Below are 17470 nucleotides of genomic sequence, written 5' to 3' on the forward strand. Positions count from 1 at the left end.
ACATTTAACAATCCCACCAAGCCTGTCATGTCGCATTCGAACCCGTCACTATGTTCCATACCGTTCATATTATTTGTACGATATAGAGCATATAGACCAGCCCAACACTCAACCAGGACTGCCCTGCTGTTGACGCAGGCGCACCCACCGTGCAACAACCACTACATCGACTGAATCCGGCACACATCGGCATCAGTAGCGCAGCAGGTGGCGCCAGCCTTCGATTTATTCACTTGGAGCCGGCTCAAGTAGGCCGTCTCGGCACTGTCACCCACGCCATGCCTCGCCTGAAGGCCCAGGGTTCTGGAAGTCGCCATGCCGGCCCCACGACAGCGCGGTGGTTGGAAGTTCCCGCAAGTGTCCTATAACGTCTCTGTCGTCCCCTATGTATGTGCCTTTTCACACAGGGCTTGACCCATCCTTTCGCATTACAGCGTGCTATATATAACCCTTTTTGGGTAAACGCAGCTGCGTATCCAGAGGATGCATCATGGCGTGGCAGCCGCACATAGCAAATCAGCTTGATCATAGACAGGATGAACAGGGGTGGCAGGCCGCGCATCTGCACGGCGCGGCGCAGACCGCCATGCTGTTCGACGGCGTGCCGGGCTTTGCCTACGTCGTCAAGGATGCCGCCGGCCGTTATGTCTCCTTCAACCAGTCGGTGATGCAGCGGGTCAAAGCACGCCGGCCGGAAGACATACGTGGCCGCACGGCGGCAGAAATTTGGCCCGGCCCCATGGCGGCGCGATACAACCAGCAGGATCAATGGCTGATCAAGCGACAGCTGCCCATCTTCGACCAGCTCGATCCGACGCTCTATTCCGATGGCGAAGCCGGCTGGTGCGTGACCCACAAGTACCCGCTCTATGTCACCACCGGCGAGCTGGCAGGGATCTTGTGCCTGTCGCGCGATCTGCCGGAAATTTCGCGCAACGGCCTGATCAACGAACAGTTGGCCAATGCGGTGGACCGCATGGTCATTCACTTCGAGGACAAGTTGCAGATTGCCGATCTGGCCGAGCAGGCCGGCCTCAGCAGCAGCCAGTTTTCTGCCCGTATCCGCAAGATCTACGGCATCAGCCCGGCCGACCTGATACTGCGCAGCCGCATCCGCGCCGCCTGCGCCCTGCTCCGCCGCGACGACGCACCGCTCAGCCAGATTGCCCTGCAGTGCGGCTTCTATGACCATAGCCTGCTGAGCCGGCAGTTCCAGCGCGTGATCGGCACCAATCCCTCCAGCTACCGCAAGTGGCTGCAGACCCAGCCGCAATCCACCCTGGTGTCGTGGGAACCACACTGGCCCCGCTAGTGCCACTCTGGCTACTCCCCTGCCACCCCTTGCACCGACAGCCAAATCCTGCGACAACGCCGGCTGCACGGTACTTCAAGAGAACAAACGCATGAGCACGGAACTGCAGATCATCGACATACAACTGGGCGAGGGCAAGGCCGTCGTCAAGGGCGCCCTGATCACCACGCAGTACCGGGGTTATCTGGAGGACGGCACCCAGTTCGACTCCTCCTACGACAAGGGCAAGCCCTTCCAGTGCGTCATCGGCAGTGGCCGTGTCATCAAGGGCTGGGATCTGGGACTGATGGGCATGAAGGTAGGTGGCAAGCGCAAGCTGTTGGTGTCGGCCCACCTGGGCTATGGCGAGCGCCAGGTCGGCGCCCATATCAAGCCCAACTCCAACCTGATCTTCGAGATCGAGCTGCTGGAAGTGCTGACGCGGGACGATTGACCGGCACCAGCAACAAGCCGCTACGCTGAGTGCGGCAGCAGCCCCCGGCCGAAGCCGGGGGTGGTCAGGTCCAGACTAGGCGGTGACTTACTTGGGGAAGGTATAGGTAACCGAGAAGTTACCGGCGCCCGAGTAGGACTTCACCTCGAAGTAGTAGTGCCCTGCCGTGCCGGCGTAGTTGATGGTCTCGCTGGAGGTGGGGCCGGTGGCCGATGCCACTACCGCCCAGGCGGAACCATTCCATTTGTACAGCGCCAGTTCGAAGTCGGTGTTGGCCGGCCCGGTCAGTTGCAGCTTGAAGTTGCCGCCCAGGTTGCTGGTATGGGCGCCGGCAGCAGGCAGGTTGACCCATTGCTTGTTGGCCACCGAGCCCGTTACCGTCACCGGTGTGGTGCCATCACCGGGCTTGTAGTAGTTGGCAAACACCACGCCTGCGCGACGTTCGTTCACCGCGTGCCAGGGCTGGCCCAGGGTGCGCATGCGCGAGTTCTCGGTGGGCCGGTACATGCCGCTGGTGCAATAGCGGCCGCCGCGGAACAGGCCCAGGGTGCCGTTGGCGTAGGTGCCTGTCGGTGTGGGTAGCTGGACATTCGACGGGATCAGGCTGCCCCATTTGCCATTGCGATTGGCCTGCAGGGTAACGTTGGCTTCGGTCGGTTCACGGCTGGTATCGCAGCTGCCGTAGTCATATTCGTCAGCCAGCTTGAACGCTGTGTGGCCTATCTCGTGCAGCGCCAGTTCAATGGCTGAGGTGTGCATGGTCATGGTAGCGATGCTGCCGCCAGCGCCACCGTAGCGAGTGGAGTTGGCAATCACCACGATCACGTCGCGGCCATCGGCGGCGGTCACCGAACCCACGTTGGAATACACCAGGTTGTCATCGGCACAGACCAGACGGTCCAGGCCCCAGCAGCCTATCTGCACACCCAGGGCGGTGTTCTTGTAGATGCCCTTGTCCGGCTCATCCACGCCAGACTGGGCGCTGACCACATCGACGCGGCGGATGTTCATGCCGGCTTTGTTGGCACCAAACAGGGGGTCGGCCAGCAAGCCGTTGGCAACCTTCTGGGCATCGCTGGCCCATTTGTTCATTTCGGCGCTGGTGTAGCCATCGCCTATCAGCACGATGTCCATGCGGTTGTTCGATGGGCCGGTATTGTGCAGCAGCACTGAGCTGGCCTGGGCACGTACGGCCATCATGCGTTCGTTGCCATTGAGCAGCTTGTCCAGCAGCTTGCGGTCGAAGCGCTTGGCGGGCTTGGCAGCAGCGGCAGCAAAGGCGCGCTCATCGCCCAGCTCGGTATTCTGCCCACCTACCAGTTCAACATGGTCCAGCGTCTTGTAGCCCGGCACCCGTACTTCGAACACGGTCTGTGGCAGGGTGACCTTCTGGGCATGTTCTATCTCCCCGGTCTCGGGGTTGAACGATTCGGCATTCAAGGTGGCCGGGTTGGCTACCCGGCTACGGAACAGTTCCCTACCCTGGCGGTCGCGTCCCACCACATAGAGATCGGATGCACTGGGTTGTACTGGCTTGGGCGTGCTGGTGAACTCGCCGGTCTGGGCATGAACCAGCTCGTAGTCGCTGCTGCCTCTGTCGTTGTTCTGCTTCACTCGGAGCAGCAAGCCGTCCGCCGCGTATACCGCCTGACCAGCCAGGGCCAGCCCCAGCATAAAGGGTAGGGAATGCTTCATGATGCGCCTCTATTCTAATTATGCCGATGGGATATCGGCTGCAGCATCATGAACTTAGGGGAGTTTGTACGATTGTACGGATTTGTGCAGGCAGAGACCAAAAGCATGCAAATCTGCTGGATGGTATATGCAAATCGGGTAAAAAGCCGGGATTCCGACGGATGGCAGCCACTTGATCCGCATCAATACCGTGCTTGCCAGGCTCAGGTGTAATCCAGGCCAGGATTTCTCACCAACCTCGCAAAGGATATTCCCCATGAAAACCAGTACGCTCAAGCACTTGGGCCTCAGCCTGGCACTGGCCGCCACCGCTGCCCTGCCGCTGGCAGCACAAGCCGAGGAAGGCCCGTGGCTGGTACGCCTGCGCGCCGTCAACCTCGACAGCGCCAACAAGGACAACACCGGCCTGAATCTGTCCATCAACAACAAGGTGATACCGGAGTTCGATATCTCCTACTTCTTCACCCCGGAGCTGGCAGCCGAACTGGTGCTGACCTACCCGCAAAAGCAGACCATACGCTCAGGCAGCGTGGACATCGGCAGCCTCAAGCATCTGCCGCCCACCCTGACCCTGCAGTACCACTTCAATGGCCAGGGCGCGTTCAAGCCCTATGTCGGCGCAGGCATCAACTACACCCGCTTCTCCCAGGTGCAGTTCCACCCCGCCGTCGTGGCCGCGCTACAGCCCAGCATCAGCAAGAACAGCGTAGGCCTGGCCCTGCAGGCCGGCCTGGACTACAAGCTGAACGACAGCACCTATCTGAATTTCGACATCAAGAAGGTACAGATACGCACCGATGTGAAATCGGCCGGCACCAAGGTCGGCGAATTCAAGGTCGACCCCTGGCTGATCGGCGCAGGTGCTGGCTGGCGGTTCTGACAGCCTGCTGAGGTGGCACCCGGGAAACCCGGGTGCTGAACATTGCGGCAGCTCAAGTAGCGGTGCTCCCTGGACTGAGCTTGGACACATACCGCACCACCAATGTCATCCCGGTAGCTTCATTCCCGCCAGTACCTTCACCGCACCGGCCATCTCGTCCGGTGTCAGTGCCGCGTAGCCCAGTAGCCAGCCTTCCTGCCTGGGTGTGCCCAGATACAGGCTAGACAGACTGGGTGTGGCAATACCCAGGGCGGCAGCCTGCCGGCTTAGCGGCAGCTCCCAACCCGTGGGCAGGCTGGCTGCCAGTTGCAGGCCGCCGTTGGTGGCTTGCGGCGACAGCCAGGGCAGATGGGTGCTCAGCAGCGTCTGCAAGGTATCGCGCCGGCTGCGATAGAGCTGGCGCATCTGCCGCAGGTGGGCGGCGAAATGGCCCTGCTCGATAAAATCGGCCGTTACTGCCTGGGCTAGCTGGGCGCAATGGCCGTCCTGCACCGTCCGCGCTGTCACCATGGGCTCGACCAGGGCCGGTGGCAGCGCTAGGTAGGCTAAACGCAGGGACGGAAACAAGACCTTGGAGAAGGTGCCGAGGTAGATCACCCGCTGCTGGTGATCTAGCCCCTGCATGGCCGGCAAGGGCTGGCCGTCGTAATGGAATTCGCTGTCGTAATCATCCTCCACCAACCAGCTGCCGTGCTGGCGGGCATAGTCGATCAGGCCCAGGCGGCGCGGCAGGCTGAGCGTCGCGCCTAGCGGGTACTGGTGCGAGGGTGTCAGGCAGATCAGCCGTGGCGCGGCCGACTGCGGGCTGAACTGCAGACCGTCCTGGTCTACCGGCAGAGGCAGCAGACTGGCCCCTGCTGCCGCAAACGCGGTTTTGGCACCGCGATAGCCTGGTTCTTCCACCCAGACGGTGTCGCCGGTATCGAGCAGCATGGTGGCCAGCAGCTGCAAGGCCTGCTGCGAGCTGGTCAGCACCAGCACCTGCTCGGCACTGCAGCGCACCCCGCGAGATTGCCCCAGATAGTGGGCGATGGCCCGGCGCAGCGCCGGGTGCCCCTGTGGATCGCCGTAGCGCATCAGCGCCTCGCCATCCTGCCGCAGCCGACGGTTGAGCAGCTGCCGCCAGGTATCGGCCGGAAACGCCCGCAGCTCGGGGCTGCCGGCGCAGAATGCCTGTGGGCGTAGCGGATCCTGGCAGCCACCACCACGGCGTATCTGCTCGCCCCGGCGCGACAGGCCCAGGCCGATAGCAGGTGCGCCACCCTGCACCGACGCCTCCCGCCTGGGTATGGCGATGCGGACAAAGGTACCCTGGCCGACATGCCTGCCCAGATAACCCTCGGTCTCCAGCTGGGCATAGGCTGCCTCCACCGTCACCCGCGACAGGCCCAGGTCGGCCGCCAGCACCCGCGATGCCGGCAAGCGGGTGTGCTGCGCCAGGGTGCCGTTGGCAATGGCCTGCCGCAAGGCACGGCACAGCTGCTCGCGCAAGCTGGTGCCGGGTGCGGCGGTCTGGCGGAACAGCGACAACCATAGGCTGGGTATCGTCATGAATTGGCCTTATCCAGGCTAGGGAATTGGCCTTAATGATAGCGCCAAGCCTGCCTACAATGGCCTGGCCTTCCAACCACACCGGATACCTACCATGTCTGCCACCTCCCAAGTCCTCGCCTTCCCCGCCGCTGGCCCCGCCGACACCGCCAGCTTTATGCTGGCCAAGCTGGCCTACCACACCGATGCCTGGGATGTGGCCGAGGACCTGCGCAATGGTGTCAGCGGTATCGTGGTCATCGATACCCGCAGCGAAGCCCTCTATGCTGCCGGCCACGTACCCGGTGCCATCAGCCTGCCGCACCGCCTGATGGATGCGTCCAGCACGGCACAGCTCGACCGTAGCAAGACCTATATCACCTACTGCGATGGCATAGGCTGCAATGGCTCGACCAAGGGTGCCTACAAGCTGGCCAGCCTGGGCTTTTCGGTGAAGGAGATGCTGGGCGGCCTGGATTTCTGGCAGCGCGATGGCCACCCTCTGGCCACCGGCACCGAACCCGGCAGTCTGTCTGGCCATGCACCCGCCATTGAGTGCGGCTGCTGATATGACGGAGCCGGCGACCATACGGCTGGCCACAGCGGCCGATGCCGCCAGCCTGGCCCGCCTGTGCCAAGCGCATGCCCACTACGAGCGCATCCCCTACCAGTCTGAGGGCCATGCCCAGCGTCTGGCCACAGCACTGCAGCAGGCGCGCCTGCACGCCTGGCTAGCCGAGCAGTCCGGCGAAGTGCTGGGTTATGCCAGCACCACGCTGGATTACGCCACCCTGGCCGGCCGGTCCTATCTGCACCTCGATTGCCTCTACCTGCGTCCCGATGCGCGCGGCCAAGGCCTGGGCTCAGCCTTGCTGGCGGCGGTTTGCCAGCACGGTCGTAGCCTGGGCTGCCAGGAACTGCAGTGGCAAACCCCGGATTGGAACCAGGGCGCCATCCGCTTCTACCTGCGGCTGGGCGCCCAGCAGCGCAGCAAGGTACGGTTCAGCCTGGGGCTATAGACACGTCAATCAGGAGCGAGACGCGGGTTCAGGCGGCCCTAAAGCCAGCAGCGGGGCCGCCGTGCTGTCCGCTTAGTCCATCACCACCCAGCCATGACTTGAAGTCATCGCAGTCACTCAGTTGGTGGCCCGCCGGAAGGCCATCACCACCCGGTCGCCATAGGCTTCGTCGGTCACGACCGATACCGTGCGTATCAGTTGCGCACCCTGCAAGGCCACCCGGTCGCATATCATCGTGTCGCCGTCGTCATAGCGCAGGGTGGCCTGCTCGTGCTCTCCCTCGGGTGCGCCCCAGTCGAGATCGGGTACCAACAGGAAATGCTCGCCACCCTCGCTGTTGACCATGCCATCAAAGGGCACCACCTTCTCCTCCAGTACGCCGTTTGCCCCAAACCACTCAACCGCCGGCTCGCCACTGCAGGTCTGGCGGAAGCTGCCATCGGCCTGTACCTGCAAGGTAAGGCCGCCGGTGGCTTCCAGCTGTGCCAGCAATTCAGGGCTATGGCCGTACAGCCAATCCACTACGGCGCTATCGTCGTCGTCATCATCTGGCAGATCCAGATCCACATTGATGTGGGCACTGCCCACCAGATGCCATACGCCGACCAAGTCCTGTTCGTCCATTCCTCTACTCCTTGTCTGTCTGTTGTTGTTCGCTGGCTATCCACGCGCGCCAGGCTCGCCAATATAGTGGGGCGGGCGACGGTCAGTCCATGCCGCCACCACCCCGCCACATCCGATACCAACCCGCCAGCAGCATCAGCACGCTGCCCATAGACCTGCCCTGATGCGTCTTCGCTGCAATTTTTTTAGGCGAAAAGCCGCAGTCCAGGCTGCCCAAGGTCGCGCAAAATTTTCATTATTCTTATTTATTTACAATGCTTTACAAACAAATGCCAACAGCATTAAGCGCCACTTCAAGCTAACTTAAGCCGCCGCCGCGCTGACATGACGATTGCATGATGTTGTAGTGCGCTCCGCAATTATTCACCTGTCATCAAACCACTAAGGAGAGCTTCAATGACACAGAACAAGCGCGTGGGTGCGACACGGATTGCCCTGCTCGCCCTCGCGGTAGCCGGTGCGCTGCATGGCGAGGCCGCCACCCGTATCGACCTGGGCCAGAATGTACAACGCGATGGCGCATTGGCTTCGGCCGATCTGCGAGCCACCCAACACAGCATGGCTACCGCCGACGGCGGTCGCAAGATCAAGTATCAGCAGTACTACCAAGGCGTACGGGTATGGGGCGAAGCCGCACCCGTGGCCCATTTTGCCAAGCAGGGCAATGGCCTGGTCTCCAGCACGCCGACATTCAGCACCGGCGTAGTGGTGGACGGCATCGCCGCCGACCTGCCGTCGGCCCAGCCGCGCATGAGCAAGAACGATATCCAGAAACTGGTGCGCATACTGGCTACCCGCCAGGGCCTGATGGCCAACCGCGCTGAACTGGAGCAGGCCGAACTGCTGGTGCGCCTGGATGAAAAGAGCCGCGCCCAACTGGTCTACATCGCCTCGCTGCATATTCCTGGCGATGAGCCCACCAGCCCCACCTTCATGCTGGATGCCAACACCGGCGCCGTACTGATGAGCTGGGACAGCCTGGCCCACCGCGACGCGCACGGCCCTGGCGGCAATGAGAAGGTCGGCAAGTACATGTATGGCAAGGACTACAAGGCTCTGGACATCACCCAGGACTGCCGCTTCGATAGCGAGAATGTCACCACCATCGACCTGAAGAACGGCACGGCCAGCATCACTGCGCCCTACCAGATGGCCAGCTGCCCAGCCACCGGCACCCCGGTGAACGACTACCGCACCATTAACGGCGCCTACTCGCCGGTCAATGATGGCCATTACTTCGGTAACGTCATCTTCAATATGTACCGCGACTGGTACAACACCCGCCCGCTGACCCAAAAGCTGAAGGTGCGCGTGCACTACGGCAATGGTTATGAGAACGCCTTCTGGAACGGCGACAGCATGACCTTCGGCGATGGCGCCACCCGCTTCCATCCGCTGGTGTCGCTGGGCGTGATGGCCCACGAAGTGAGCCATGGCGTGACCACCCAAAGCTCGGGCCTGATCTACCGTGGCATGTCGGGCGGCATGAACGAAGCCTTCTCCGATATCGCTGCCATGGTGTCCGAGCAGTACATGTACGGCAAGCCAACCTGGCTGATCGGCGGCGAGATCGTCAAGGGCGGCGCTGACAAGGCCCTGCGCTACATGGCCGAGCCGGAGAAGGATGGCAAGTCCATCGGCCACGCCAGCAAGTTCACCGACAAGCTCAACGTGCACTACAGCAGCGGTGTCTATAACAAGGCCTTCTACACCCTGGCCACCACCAGCGGCTGGGATGCCCGCAAGGCATTCGACATCTTCCTGGGCGCCAACCGCCTGTACTGGAAGGCCAACAGCACCTTCAACGAAGGCGCTTGCGGTGTGATCCAGGCTGCGCGTGACAAGGCCTACAACACGGCCGACGTGATTGCCGCCTTCGACAAGGTCGGCGTGCGCTGCGATGGCACCACCCCGCCCGAGCCGCCCACTGGTGGCAGCCCCGTTGCACTGAAGAGTGGTACGGCCGTCACCGGCATCAGCATCAACGCTGCCGGCAAGCAGGTCTACACCATCGAAGTGCCGGCCAATGCCCGCTTCCTGGCCGTGCGTGCCGGTAGTGGCAGCGGCAATGCCAACCTCTACGCCAAGTTCGGCAGCGAACCCAGCAAGAGCAGCAGCGATGCCAAGTCCGAAGGTAGCGCCAATGCCGAAGCCCTGGTGATACCGCAGCCCAAGGCCGGTCGTTACTACGTGTTGCTGGATGCCCCGGCTGCCGTTGCTGGCGCCTCGGTCATCGCCATCGCCCGTTGATGCCGTCAAGAACCCCTAACCGGACTAGCCCAACATGAAAGCTCCCTACTCCATCCTGGCCGCCTCGGTAGCCGCTGCCCTGCTCAGCACCGGCGCATTCGCCGCCGCTGGCGACAATCCCGAACTGGAACTGCCGCGCCGCGTGCAGACCGCCACTGCCACCATCCAGGGCACCAATACCCAGATGACCTACACGGTCGTCAACGGCATGGCCCTGCTGGGTGACATTGCCCTGGGCCGCCACGAAGACATCCAGCGCACCGGCATTCCGCCGCTGTTCGTGGGTGACTGGACCAAGCCGGTGTCGTCGCAACGCGGCGCCACTGCCCAGGACAACCACTTCAAGAGCGCCACCCGCTGGCCCAACAACACCCTGTACTACACCTTCGACCCGGTGCTGACTCAGAAGAAGCGCGACGTCATCATCGCCGGCATGAAGCTGATCACCGACAAGACTGCCATCAAGTTTGTCGAGCGTACCAACCAGCCCAACTACGCCAAGTTCACCTCCTCCGGTGGCTGCTGGGCCTATGCCGGCATGAAGGGCGGCGAACAGCCGATCTCCATCGGTGATGGTTGCGAGAAGGCCGGCGTGGTAGCCCATGAAATCATCCACACCCTGGGTTGGATGCATGAGCATATGCGCCCGGATCGCGACAACTACGTGACCGTGTTCGAAGAGAATATCTCCGATACCCTCAAGAGCCAGTTCACCAAGTTGCGCGCCGACCAAGTCGATTCGACCGGCAGCTACGATATCGACTCGGTGATGCACTACCCCACCTGGGCCTTCAGCAAGAACCAGAAGCCCACCATCCTGCCCAAGGACAGCAGCGTCGACCCCAAGCGCCTGGGTCAGCGTAACGACCTCAGCCCTGGCGATGTGGCCTCGCTGAAGCAGTTCTACCCTGGCGATAGCGGCACGGTGGATCTGAAGATCGCCCTGTCGGCCCTGGAACTGCAACTGGACCAGGACAAGAGCGGTTCGCTGACGCTGGACGTAGCCGGTAGCGAAGCCGAGCTCAAGGGCCTGAAGCTGGAAGCCACCTCGGACAACAGCTCGGTGATCACCAGCAGCGGCGTGGTGTTCGGCGCCGGCATGGGCAACCAGCGCACCCTGCGCATCACCCCGGTGGCCAAGGCCTACGGCGTGGCCAATGTGACCGTGCGGGCCATTACCGCCAGCGGCAAGGAGGCCAAGGCCACCTTCAAGCTGACCGTGGTGAAGGATCCGAACGGCGGCGGCGGCAACGGTGGTGGTAATGGTGGCGGCAACGGCACAGAAAAGCCCTATGACAAGGCCGGCAAGTACCGTGGCGGTGATCGCGTCAGCTTCGAAGGCAAGGTTTACGAGCTGACCGTGATCGTCAAGGGCCAGAAGGTCACCAACTACTACATCTTCGGTTCGATGTGCCTGCCCGCCAGCTGCTCGGCCGAGAAGCAAGGCAACTACGGTGGCCTGACCTTCTACTGGTCGGTGGTCGGTGACAGCGGTGGCGGCGGTGGTCAGCCCAAGCCTGTTTGCGACACCGTGCTCGATACCCAGCGCAGCTACCAGATTGCCACGGCCGGTCAGCGTAAAGCACTGGTTGCCATGGCCGATGTGGCCGGCGCACCTGCCATCCTGTGGCAGGACGGCGGTGCCCAACGCTGGCAGCTGCAACGCAATGGCGAAGGCTTCTACAGCCTGGTAAGCCCCGCCGCCAAGCTGGCGCTGGAAGCCACCGGCACCGAACTGGTAGTGGCCAATGCCTCGGCCAATGCCAGCCAGCAGTTCTGCCCCAAGGCCAGCGGTTCGGCCTACCAGCTGGTATCCCGCCAAAGCGGCCGTGGTATCGGTGTTGCTAGCGAGGCCGATGGCGCCGCTGTCACACCGGCTGCTGCGTCCAACTGGCTGCTGACCGCACAGTAAAGCGGTCTGGACTCGCCTCGTTCCCGGTTCGTCCTCCTCTGCGAACCCACTGGGCGGGTCCTTCTCTCCCCTTTTTTCTCCTCATGCATCCTTGGGCCACTTCTGTGGCCCTTTTTTTGCCCGCTCAAAAAGCCGGGGCACGCAGATGAGAAAAACCAGGGGAGCGGCGGCGGCAGGCAACAGCGCAGCCCTGCAGCAGGCCAATGCCGGCGCGGCGAACATCAGTGTGAATAATATACAACGGAGCCGGACGGCTGGATGGGGAGCAGGCTGCAAGCCTTGTCAATGCTGGCTTTGCAGCTTGTCTATAACCCTGATCGGGTAAACGGAGCTTGCAAAACAGCGCGACCGTTCGTCCCAAAATATGACAATGTCATTGACATGATCTTGGTGATACGTGAGTATAACCTCACGTCATAACAATGCGCGAGCTATTCGCGCCTCGAAATCCCGTTTGCATACATGAATTTGCAGACAAACAGGGTCCGGATGCCTGCCCGGACCATGCCGTGGGTGACGAGATCTGCAATCCCAGGGAGCAGGCACAAAGGACGCCGTGAGCACGACGCAATAAAGACGTCGGCCGGGGACGTCTTCCCAAACATGTATACAAAGGATGCAATAGAGAAAATGGCTTTCAAACACGCCAAGCCTGCGCTTGCCCTGGTGGCCGCCGCAGTCAGCAGTTGCTTTATCACCGCCAACGCCGCCAGCTTGCTGGCACCCGCCCAGAGCAATATGCCGGTGGAGCCGCAAGAAGCGGTCGTCGGCACGGCCACCCGTACCGACCCCAGCCCGACCAGCGATCCACGCATGATGGAACGCCGGCCGCTGCTGAAGTCCATGATGGCCGACACCAACTGTAATGATTCGGCCTTCGGTACCGCCCAGGGCGCTGCCCTGGTGAGCCTGATCAAGTCGTCCACCACCAATTGCGTGAATGGTCTGTTCAGCCTGACTGGCAGCAATGCCCGCAATACCTTCAACGAAGCCAAGATCATCACGGCACTGGAAGAACTGGGCCGCTTGGGTGCACGTTACGATGGCAGCAACAAGGACAGCATCCATCAGGTTGTGTTGTTCCTGCGCGCCGGCTACTACGTGCAGTACTACCACGAGAAGGATGTGGGCGCTTACGGCCCGGCCGTCAAGGCAGCCCAGCAGAAGGCCCTGGATGCCTTCTTCGGCAACAAGGCTATCTACACGGTCTCGCCCGACAACGGCAAGATCCTGGGCGAAGCCATCATCTTCATCGACAGCGCGGAAGAGAACGCCCGCTACATGCCGCTGATGAAGCAGATGCTCAATAGCTTTGGCGATGCCCAGCTGAAGGACAATTCGGTTCGCAACGCCTACAACAGCATCTTCAGCGTGTATTTCCGTGGCCACCAGAATGCCGATTTCCAGGCCCTGGTAAAGGCTGACGGCAGCTACGCCACCGTCCTGCACGACTTCTACCGTCGCCAGTTCAAGCTGCGCGGCACCGGTTCCGAGTTCATGCTGGCCAACGCCGCCCGCGAGCTGGCCCGTTTCCTCAAGTATCCAGAGCGCAAGGCCGAAGTACAGCCCCTGCTGCGCGGCATGATCACCGACAACCCCATCAAGGGCGCCGGCTCCAGCATCTGGGCGGCCGCCGTGGATGGCGCAACCTATTACGACGGCAGCAACTGCAGCTACTACGGCACCTGTAACTACAAGGAAGACCTGAAGGCTGCCATCCTGCCGATTACCCACAAGTGCGGCCCCACCGTGACCATCCGCGCCCAGGAGATGAGCGCCGAGCAGTTGGCCAACTCCTGTGATGTGCTGTCCAAGGAAGAGAAGCTGTTCCACTACGGCACCTTTGGCAACACCGACCCGCTGGCCAGCCCGCCGGTGGCAAACGACAACAACACCAGCCTCGAAGTGGTGGTGTTCGACGACTACAACAATTACAACACCTACGCCGGCACGCTGTTCGGCATCAGCACCGACAACGGTGGCATGTATCTGGAAGGCAACCCGTCCAAGCCTGGCAACCAGGCTCGCTTCATCGCCCATGAAGCCTCGTGGAAGCGCCCGACCTTTGAAGTGTGGAACCTGCAGCACGAATACATCCACTACCTCGATGCCCGCTACAACCTGGAAGGCGACTTCGGCAAATCCAACAAGTACGAAACCACTTGGTGGGGTGAGGGCGTTGCTGAGTATCTGTCCTATCAGAACAACTACAGCGCAGCGATAGACGAAGGCCGCAAGAACACCTACAAGCTGAGCACCATCTTCAAGAACAACTACAGCATGGCCGATTACAGCAATCGCGCCTATCGCTGGGGCTACCTGGCCGTGCGCTTCATGTACGAGCGCCAGCGGGCCGATCTGGAGAGCCTGCTGAGCAACACCCGCAGCGGCGACTACGCCAGCTACACCACCAAGCTGGCCAGCATGGGCGCCCGCCACGATGCCGAGTTCGCCCAGTGGCTGACCACGGTCGGCACCGGCGGTGAATTTGTCGGTGGCAAGCCCTTTGGCCCCAGCGGCAGCAATACCGCCCCGCAGCTGAATGGCCTGCGCGATGTCAGCAGCAATGTCGGCCAAGCCATCCCGGCCCTGAGCTTTATCGTGGCCGACAAGGAAACCGCTTCCGGTGAACTGAAGGTCACCGCCGTCGCCAGCGACAGCAGCCTGATCCCTGCCAGCGGCCTGATCCTGGGCGGCAGCAATGGCCAGCGCACGCTGACCATCAACCCGGCAGCCGGCAAGAGTGGCGAGGCCACCGTGACGGTGACCGTGTCGGACGGCAAGCTCAGCAGCCAGAGCAGCTTCAAGGTCAAGATCGTGGCCGTGGCAGGCAACACCGCACCGCAGCTGAGTGGCCTTGCCAATGTCAGCACCAAGCTGGGCCAGGCCATACCCGCCATGCGCTTCAGCGTGACCGACAAGGAAACCGCTGCCGGTGAACTGAAGGTCACGGCCGTCGCCAGCGACAGCAGCCTGATCCCTGCCAGCGGCCTGATCCTGGGCGGCAGCAATGGCCAGCGCACCCTGAGCATCGCCCCGGCAGCCGGCAAGACCGGCGAGACCACCGTGACGGTGACCGTGTCGGACGGCAAGCTCAGCAGCCAGGCCAGCTTCAAGGTCACCATCGCGGCTGGCGCCGTCAACACCGCGCCGCAACTGAGCGGCCTGGTGGATATCGCCGCCAAGCTGGGCCAGGCCATACCCGCCATGCGCTTCAGCGTGGCCGACAAGGAAACCGCCGCCAGCCAGCTCAAGGTCACGGCCGTCGCCAGCGACAGCAGCCTGATCCCCGCCAGCGGCCTGATCCTGGGCGGCAGCGATGGCCAGCGCACCCTGAGCATCATCCCGGCAGCCGGCAAGACGGGCGAAAGCACTGTCACCGTGACGGTCTCGGATGGCGCCCTGAGCAGCCAGTCCAGCTTCAAGGTCAAGCTGTCGGCCGATGGTTCCACCTGCCCGGTCGAGCGCAAGGATTCGCTCAACGACGGCTGCGTGCGCACCAATATCGGCAGCAACTACTCGGCCTGGTACTGGATATACGTGCCGCAAGGCACCACCAGGCTGACCCTGACCACCAGCGGTGGCGAGGGCAATGCCGACATGTTCGTGAAGAGCCGCAACTGGCCGTCGCCGACTGACCACGACGCCCAGTCCAGCAACCCCGGCAACAACGAGCAGGTGGTGATAGAGAACCCGCAAGGGCGCACCTACTACCACATCCAGTTGCAAGCCAAGCAGAGCTTCAAGGGGCTTTCCCTCAGCGCCAAGCTGAACTAAGCCCAGGCGGGCGCGGCCCTGACGGGGCGTGCCCGCTGTTGTACAGCGCGACTATCCAGCGCATCGGATGTTCGCCTGACGGTGCGTCTGTCAGGGCTTGCCCTCGCAACGCATCGTCCTCCCTGGCAAGGAGCCAGGACAGCCCAGCCATACCTGACTGGAACGCATAAACAACAAAGGCAAAATGCATGATGAAGAGAAGAGTGCCAGGCGCAAGCCGGCAAGCAATGTTGACGATGGCCATCGTGGCTGCCCTGGGTAGCCAGGGCGCCACCCGTATCGAACTGGGTCAGGGCGTACAATTCGAGGGTGCCCTGAGCGCCGCCGAACTGCGCCCCACCAGCACCGAGATGACCACCGCAGATGGCAGCATCAAGCGCAAGTACCAGCAGTTCCACCAAGGTGTGCGCATCTGGGGTGAAGCAGCACCGGTCGCCCAGTTCAGCGTCGGTCAGGATGGCAAGCAGTCGGATGCGCCAGCCTTCAATGACGGCACCCTGATCAGCGGCCTGGCTGCTGATCTGCCCAATGCCAAGCCGGTGTTGTCGGAGGCTCAAGTGGCCTTCCTGACGCGCCAGCTGGCCCGTCGCCAAGGCCATGTGCTGAACGCGGTCGAGCTGGAAAAGTCGGAACTGGTGGTGCGCCTGGATGAAAAGTCCCGCGCCCAACTGGTCTACCTGACCTCCTTGCATATCCCGGGCGAAAAGCCTGCCAGCCCGAGCTTCATGATCGACGCCAACACCGGCGCGGTACTGATGAGCTGGGATGGCCTGGCCCACCGCGATGCGCACGGCCCCGGCGGCAACCCCAAGATGGGTCAGTACTACTATGGCAAGGAATACAAGGCCATGGAGATCACCAACGACTGCAGCTACGACAACGCCAATGTGGCTACCTATGACATGGGTAACCGCACCGCCGAAGTACGCAGCCCCTACAAGCTGGCCAACTGCCCGGCCACCGGCATTCCGGTCAACACCCAGCGCGTCGCCAACGGCGCCTACTCGCCCCTGAACGACGGCCACTTCTTCGGCGGCGTGGTGTTCAACATGTTCCGCGACTGGTACGGCATCCGTCCCCTCAAGGACAAGCTGATCGTCCGCGTGCACTACGGCAACAACTACCAGAACGCCTTCTGGGACGGCCAGCGCATGACCTTTGGTGATGGCGGCAGCAGCCTCTATCCGCTGGTGTCGCTGGGTGTGATGGCGCACGAAGTGAGCCACGGCGTGACCGAGCAGAATTCCGGCCTGGTGTATGCCCGCCAATCGGGTGGCATGAACGAAGCCTTCTCCGACATGTCGGCCCAAGCTGCCGAGTTCTACCACATGGGCAAGGCGTCCATGCTGATCGGCGCCGAGATCTACAAGCGCCAGGGCCAGGCCATGCGCTACATGCTGAACCCTGAGCAGGATGGCGCGTCCATCGGCCACGCCAGTAAGTACAACGACAATATGGACGTGCACCACTCCAGCGGCGTGTACAACAAGGCCTACGCCTTGCTGGCCACCACCAGCGGCTGGGATGCGCGCAAGGCGTTCGACGTGTTCCTGGGCGCCAACCGCCTGTACTGGAAGGCCAACAGCACCTTCAACGAAGGCGCTTGCGGCGTGATCTCGGCGACCCGCGACAAGGGTTACAACATCAACGACGTGATCTCGGCCTTCGACAAGGTTGGCGTGCGTTGCGCCAGCGTGCCGCCGCAGCCGGGTAACACCGCCACTGCGATCGCCAACGGCGCCACCGTGAGCAACCTGCAGGCCAATGCCGCCGGCCAGCTGATGTATGTGGTGGATGTGCCGGCCAATGCCAGCTTCCTGACCGTGCGTCTGGGCAATGGCAGCGGCAACGCCAACCTCTACGTCAAGCAGGGTGCCCTGGCTTCGACCAGCAGTTTCGACGCGTCCTCGACCGGCGCCAGCAATGCTGAAACCGTGCTGATCAAGTCGCCCCGTGCCGGCAAGGCCTATCTGCTGATCGACGCCAAGGCCGCCGTGTCTGGCCTGTCGCTCTACGCCTACGCCCGTTGATATCGCGC

The 17470-nt window shown here is 62.4% G+C and carries 12 protein-coding genes; 9 read left to right on the top strand and 3 right to left on the bottom strand.

What is annotated here, in order from left to right; translation table 11 throughout:
- Window positions 1–490: 490 nt before the first annotated feature.
- Both QWZ03_RS16445 and QWZ03_RS16450 read left to right on the top strand, forming a co-directional pair.
- The gene (locus QWZ03_RS16445; RefSeq protein WP_290333714.1) at window positions 491–1312 is read left to right on the top strand and encodes a helix-turn-helix domain-containing protein; all 822 of its coding nucleotides are present in this window, start codon (window positions 491–493) and stop codon (window positions 1310–1312) included.
- A 91-nt stretch (window positions 1313–1403) separates the two neighbouring features.
- Entirely contained in the window at window positions 1404–1745 is a 342-nt protein-coding gene (locus QWZ03_RS16450; RefSeq protein WP_290333715.1) for an FKBP-type peptidyl-prolyl cis-trans isomerase, read from the top strand.
- 87 nt (window positions 1746–1832) lie between these two features.
- Here the strand turns inward: QWZ03_RS16450 and QWZ03_RS16455 are convergent, their stop codons facing one another.
- On the bottom strand, window positions 1833–3440 hold the full coding sequence (locus QWZ03_RS16455) for a M64 family metallopeptidase (RefSeq protein ID WP_290333716.1): 1608 nt from the start codon (window positions 3438–3440) through the stop codon (window positions 1833–1835).
- A 256-nt stretch (window positions 3441–3696) separates the two neighbouring features.
- On the opposite strand from QWZ03_RS16455, the gene QWZ03_RS16460 reads away from it, so the two are divergent.
- Complete coding sequence (locus QWZ03_RS16460) at window positions 3697–4320, top strand: OmpW/AlkL family protein (RefSeq protein ID WP_290333717.1); 624 nt, start codon at window positions 3697–3699, stop codon at window positions 4318–4320.
- 105 nt (window positions 4321–4425) lie between these two features.
- On the opposite strand, the gene pdxR is transcribed toward QWZ03_RS16460, so the two are convergent.
- Window positions 4426–5871, bottom strand: coding sequence for a MocR-like pyridoxine biosynthesis transcription factor PdxR (gene pdxR / locus QWZ03_RS16465; RefSeq protein ID WP_290333718.1), 1446 nt, complete (start codon window positions 5869–5871; stop codon window positions 4426–4428).
- A 94-nt stretch (window positions 5872–5965) separates the two neighbouring features.
- On the opposite strand from pdxR, the gene QWZ03_RS16470 reads away from it, so the two are divergent.
- On the top strand, window positions 5966–6418 hold the full coding sequence (locus tag QWZ03_RS16470; protein ID WP_290333719.1) for a rhodanese-like domain-containing protein: 453 nt from the start codon (window positions 5966–5968) through the stop codon (window positions 6416–6418).
- 1 nt (window position 6419) lies between these two features.
- Window positions 6420–6869, top strand: coding sequence for a GNAT family N-acetyltransferase (locus QWZ03_RS16475; protein ID WP_290333720.1), 450 nt, complete (start codon window positions 6420–6422; stop codon window positions 6867–6869).
- Window positions 6870–6986: 117 nt separating this feature from the next.
- On the opposite strand, the gene QWZ03_RS16480 is transcribed toward QWZ03_RS16475, so the two are convergent.
- Window positions 6987–7493, bottom strand: a complete 507-nt coding sequence (locus tag QWZ03_RS16480; RefSeq protein ID WP_290333721.1) for a hypothetical protein — start codon at window positions 7491–7493, stop codon at window positions 6987–6989.
- 396 nt (window positions 7494–7889) lie between these two features.
- Here QWZ03_RS16480 and QWZ03_RS16485 point away from each other — a divergent pair, with 396 nt between their 5' ends.
- From QWZ03_RS16485 to QWZ03_RS16500, 4 genes are all read left to right on the top strand, one after another.
- A complete protein-coding gene (locus QWZ03_RS16485; RefSeq protein ID WP_290333722.1) occupies window positions 7890–9743 on the top strand; it encodes a M4 family metallopeptidase in 1854 nt (617 codons plus the stop codon).
- Window positions 9744–9777: 34 nt separating this feature from the next.
- Complete coding sequence (locus QWZ03_RS16490; RefSeq protein ID WP_284195376.1) at window positions 9778–11655, top strand: M12 family metallopeptidase; 1878 nt, start codon at window positions 9778–9780, stop codon at window positions 11653–11655.
- 630 nt (window positions 11656–12285) lie between these two features.
- The gene (locus QWZ03_RS16495; protein WP_290333723.1) at window positions 12286–15432 is read left to right on the top strand and encodes a M9 family metallopeptidase; all 3147 of its coding nucleotides are present in this window, start codon (window positions 12286–12288) and stop codon (window positions 15430–15432) included.
- 227 nt (window positions 15433–15659) lie between these two features.
- Window positions 15660–17462 carry a M4 family metallopeptidase gene (locus QWZ03_RS16500; protein ID WP_290333724.1) on the top strand — a complete coding sequence of 601 codons (1803 nt, stop codon included), beginning with the start codon at window positions 15660–15662 and terminating at the stop codon, window positions 17460–17462.
- Window positions 17463–17470: the final 8 nt, after the last annotated feature.

This window comes from Chitinimonas viridis (assembly GCF_030409555.1).
Taxonomy (GTDB): domain Bacteria; phylum Pseudomonadota; class Gammaproteobacteria; order Burkholderiales; family Chitinimonadaceae; genus Chitinimonas; species Chitinimonas viridis.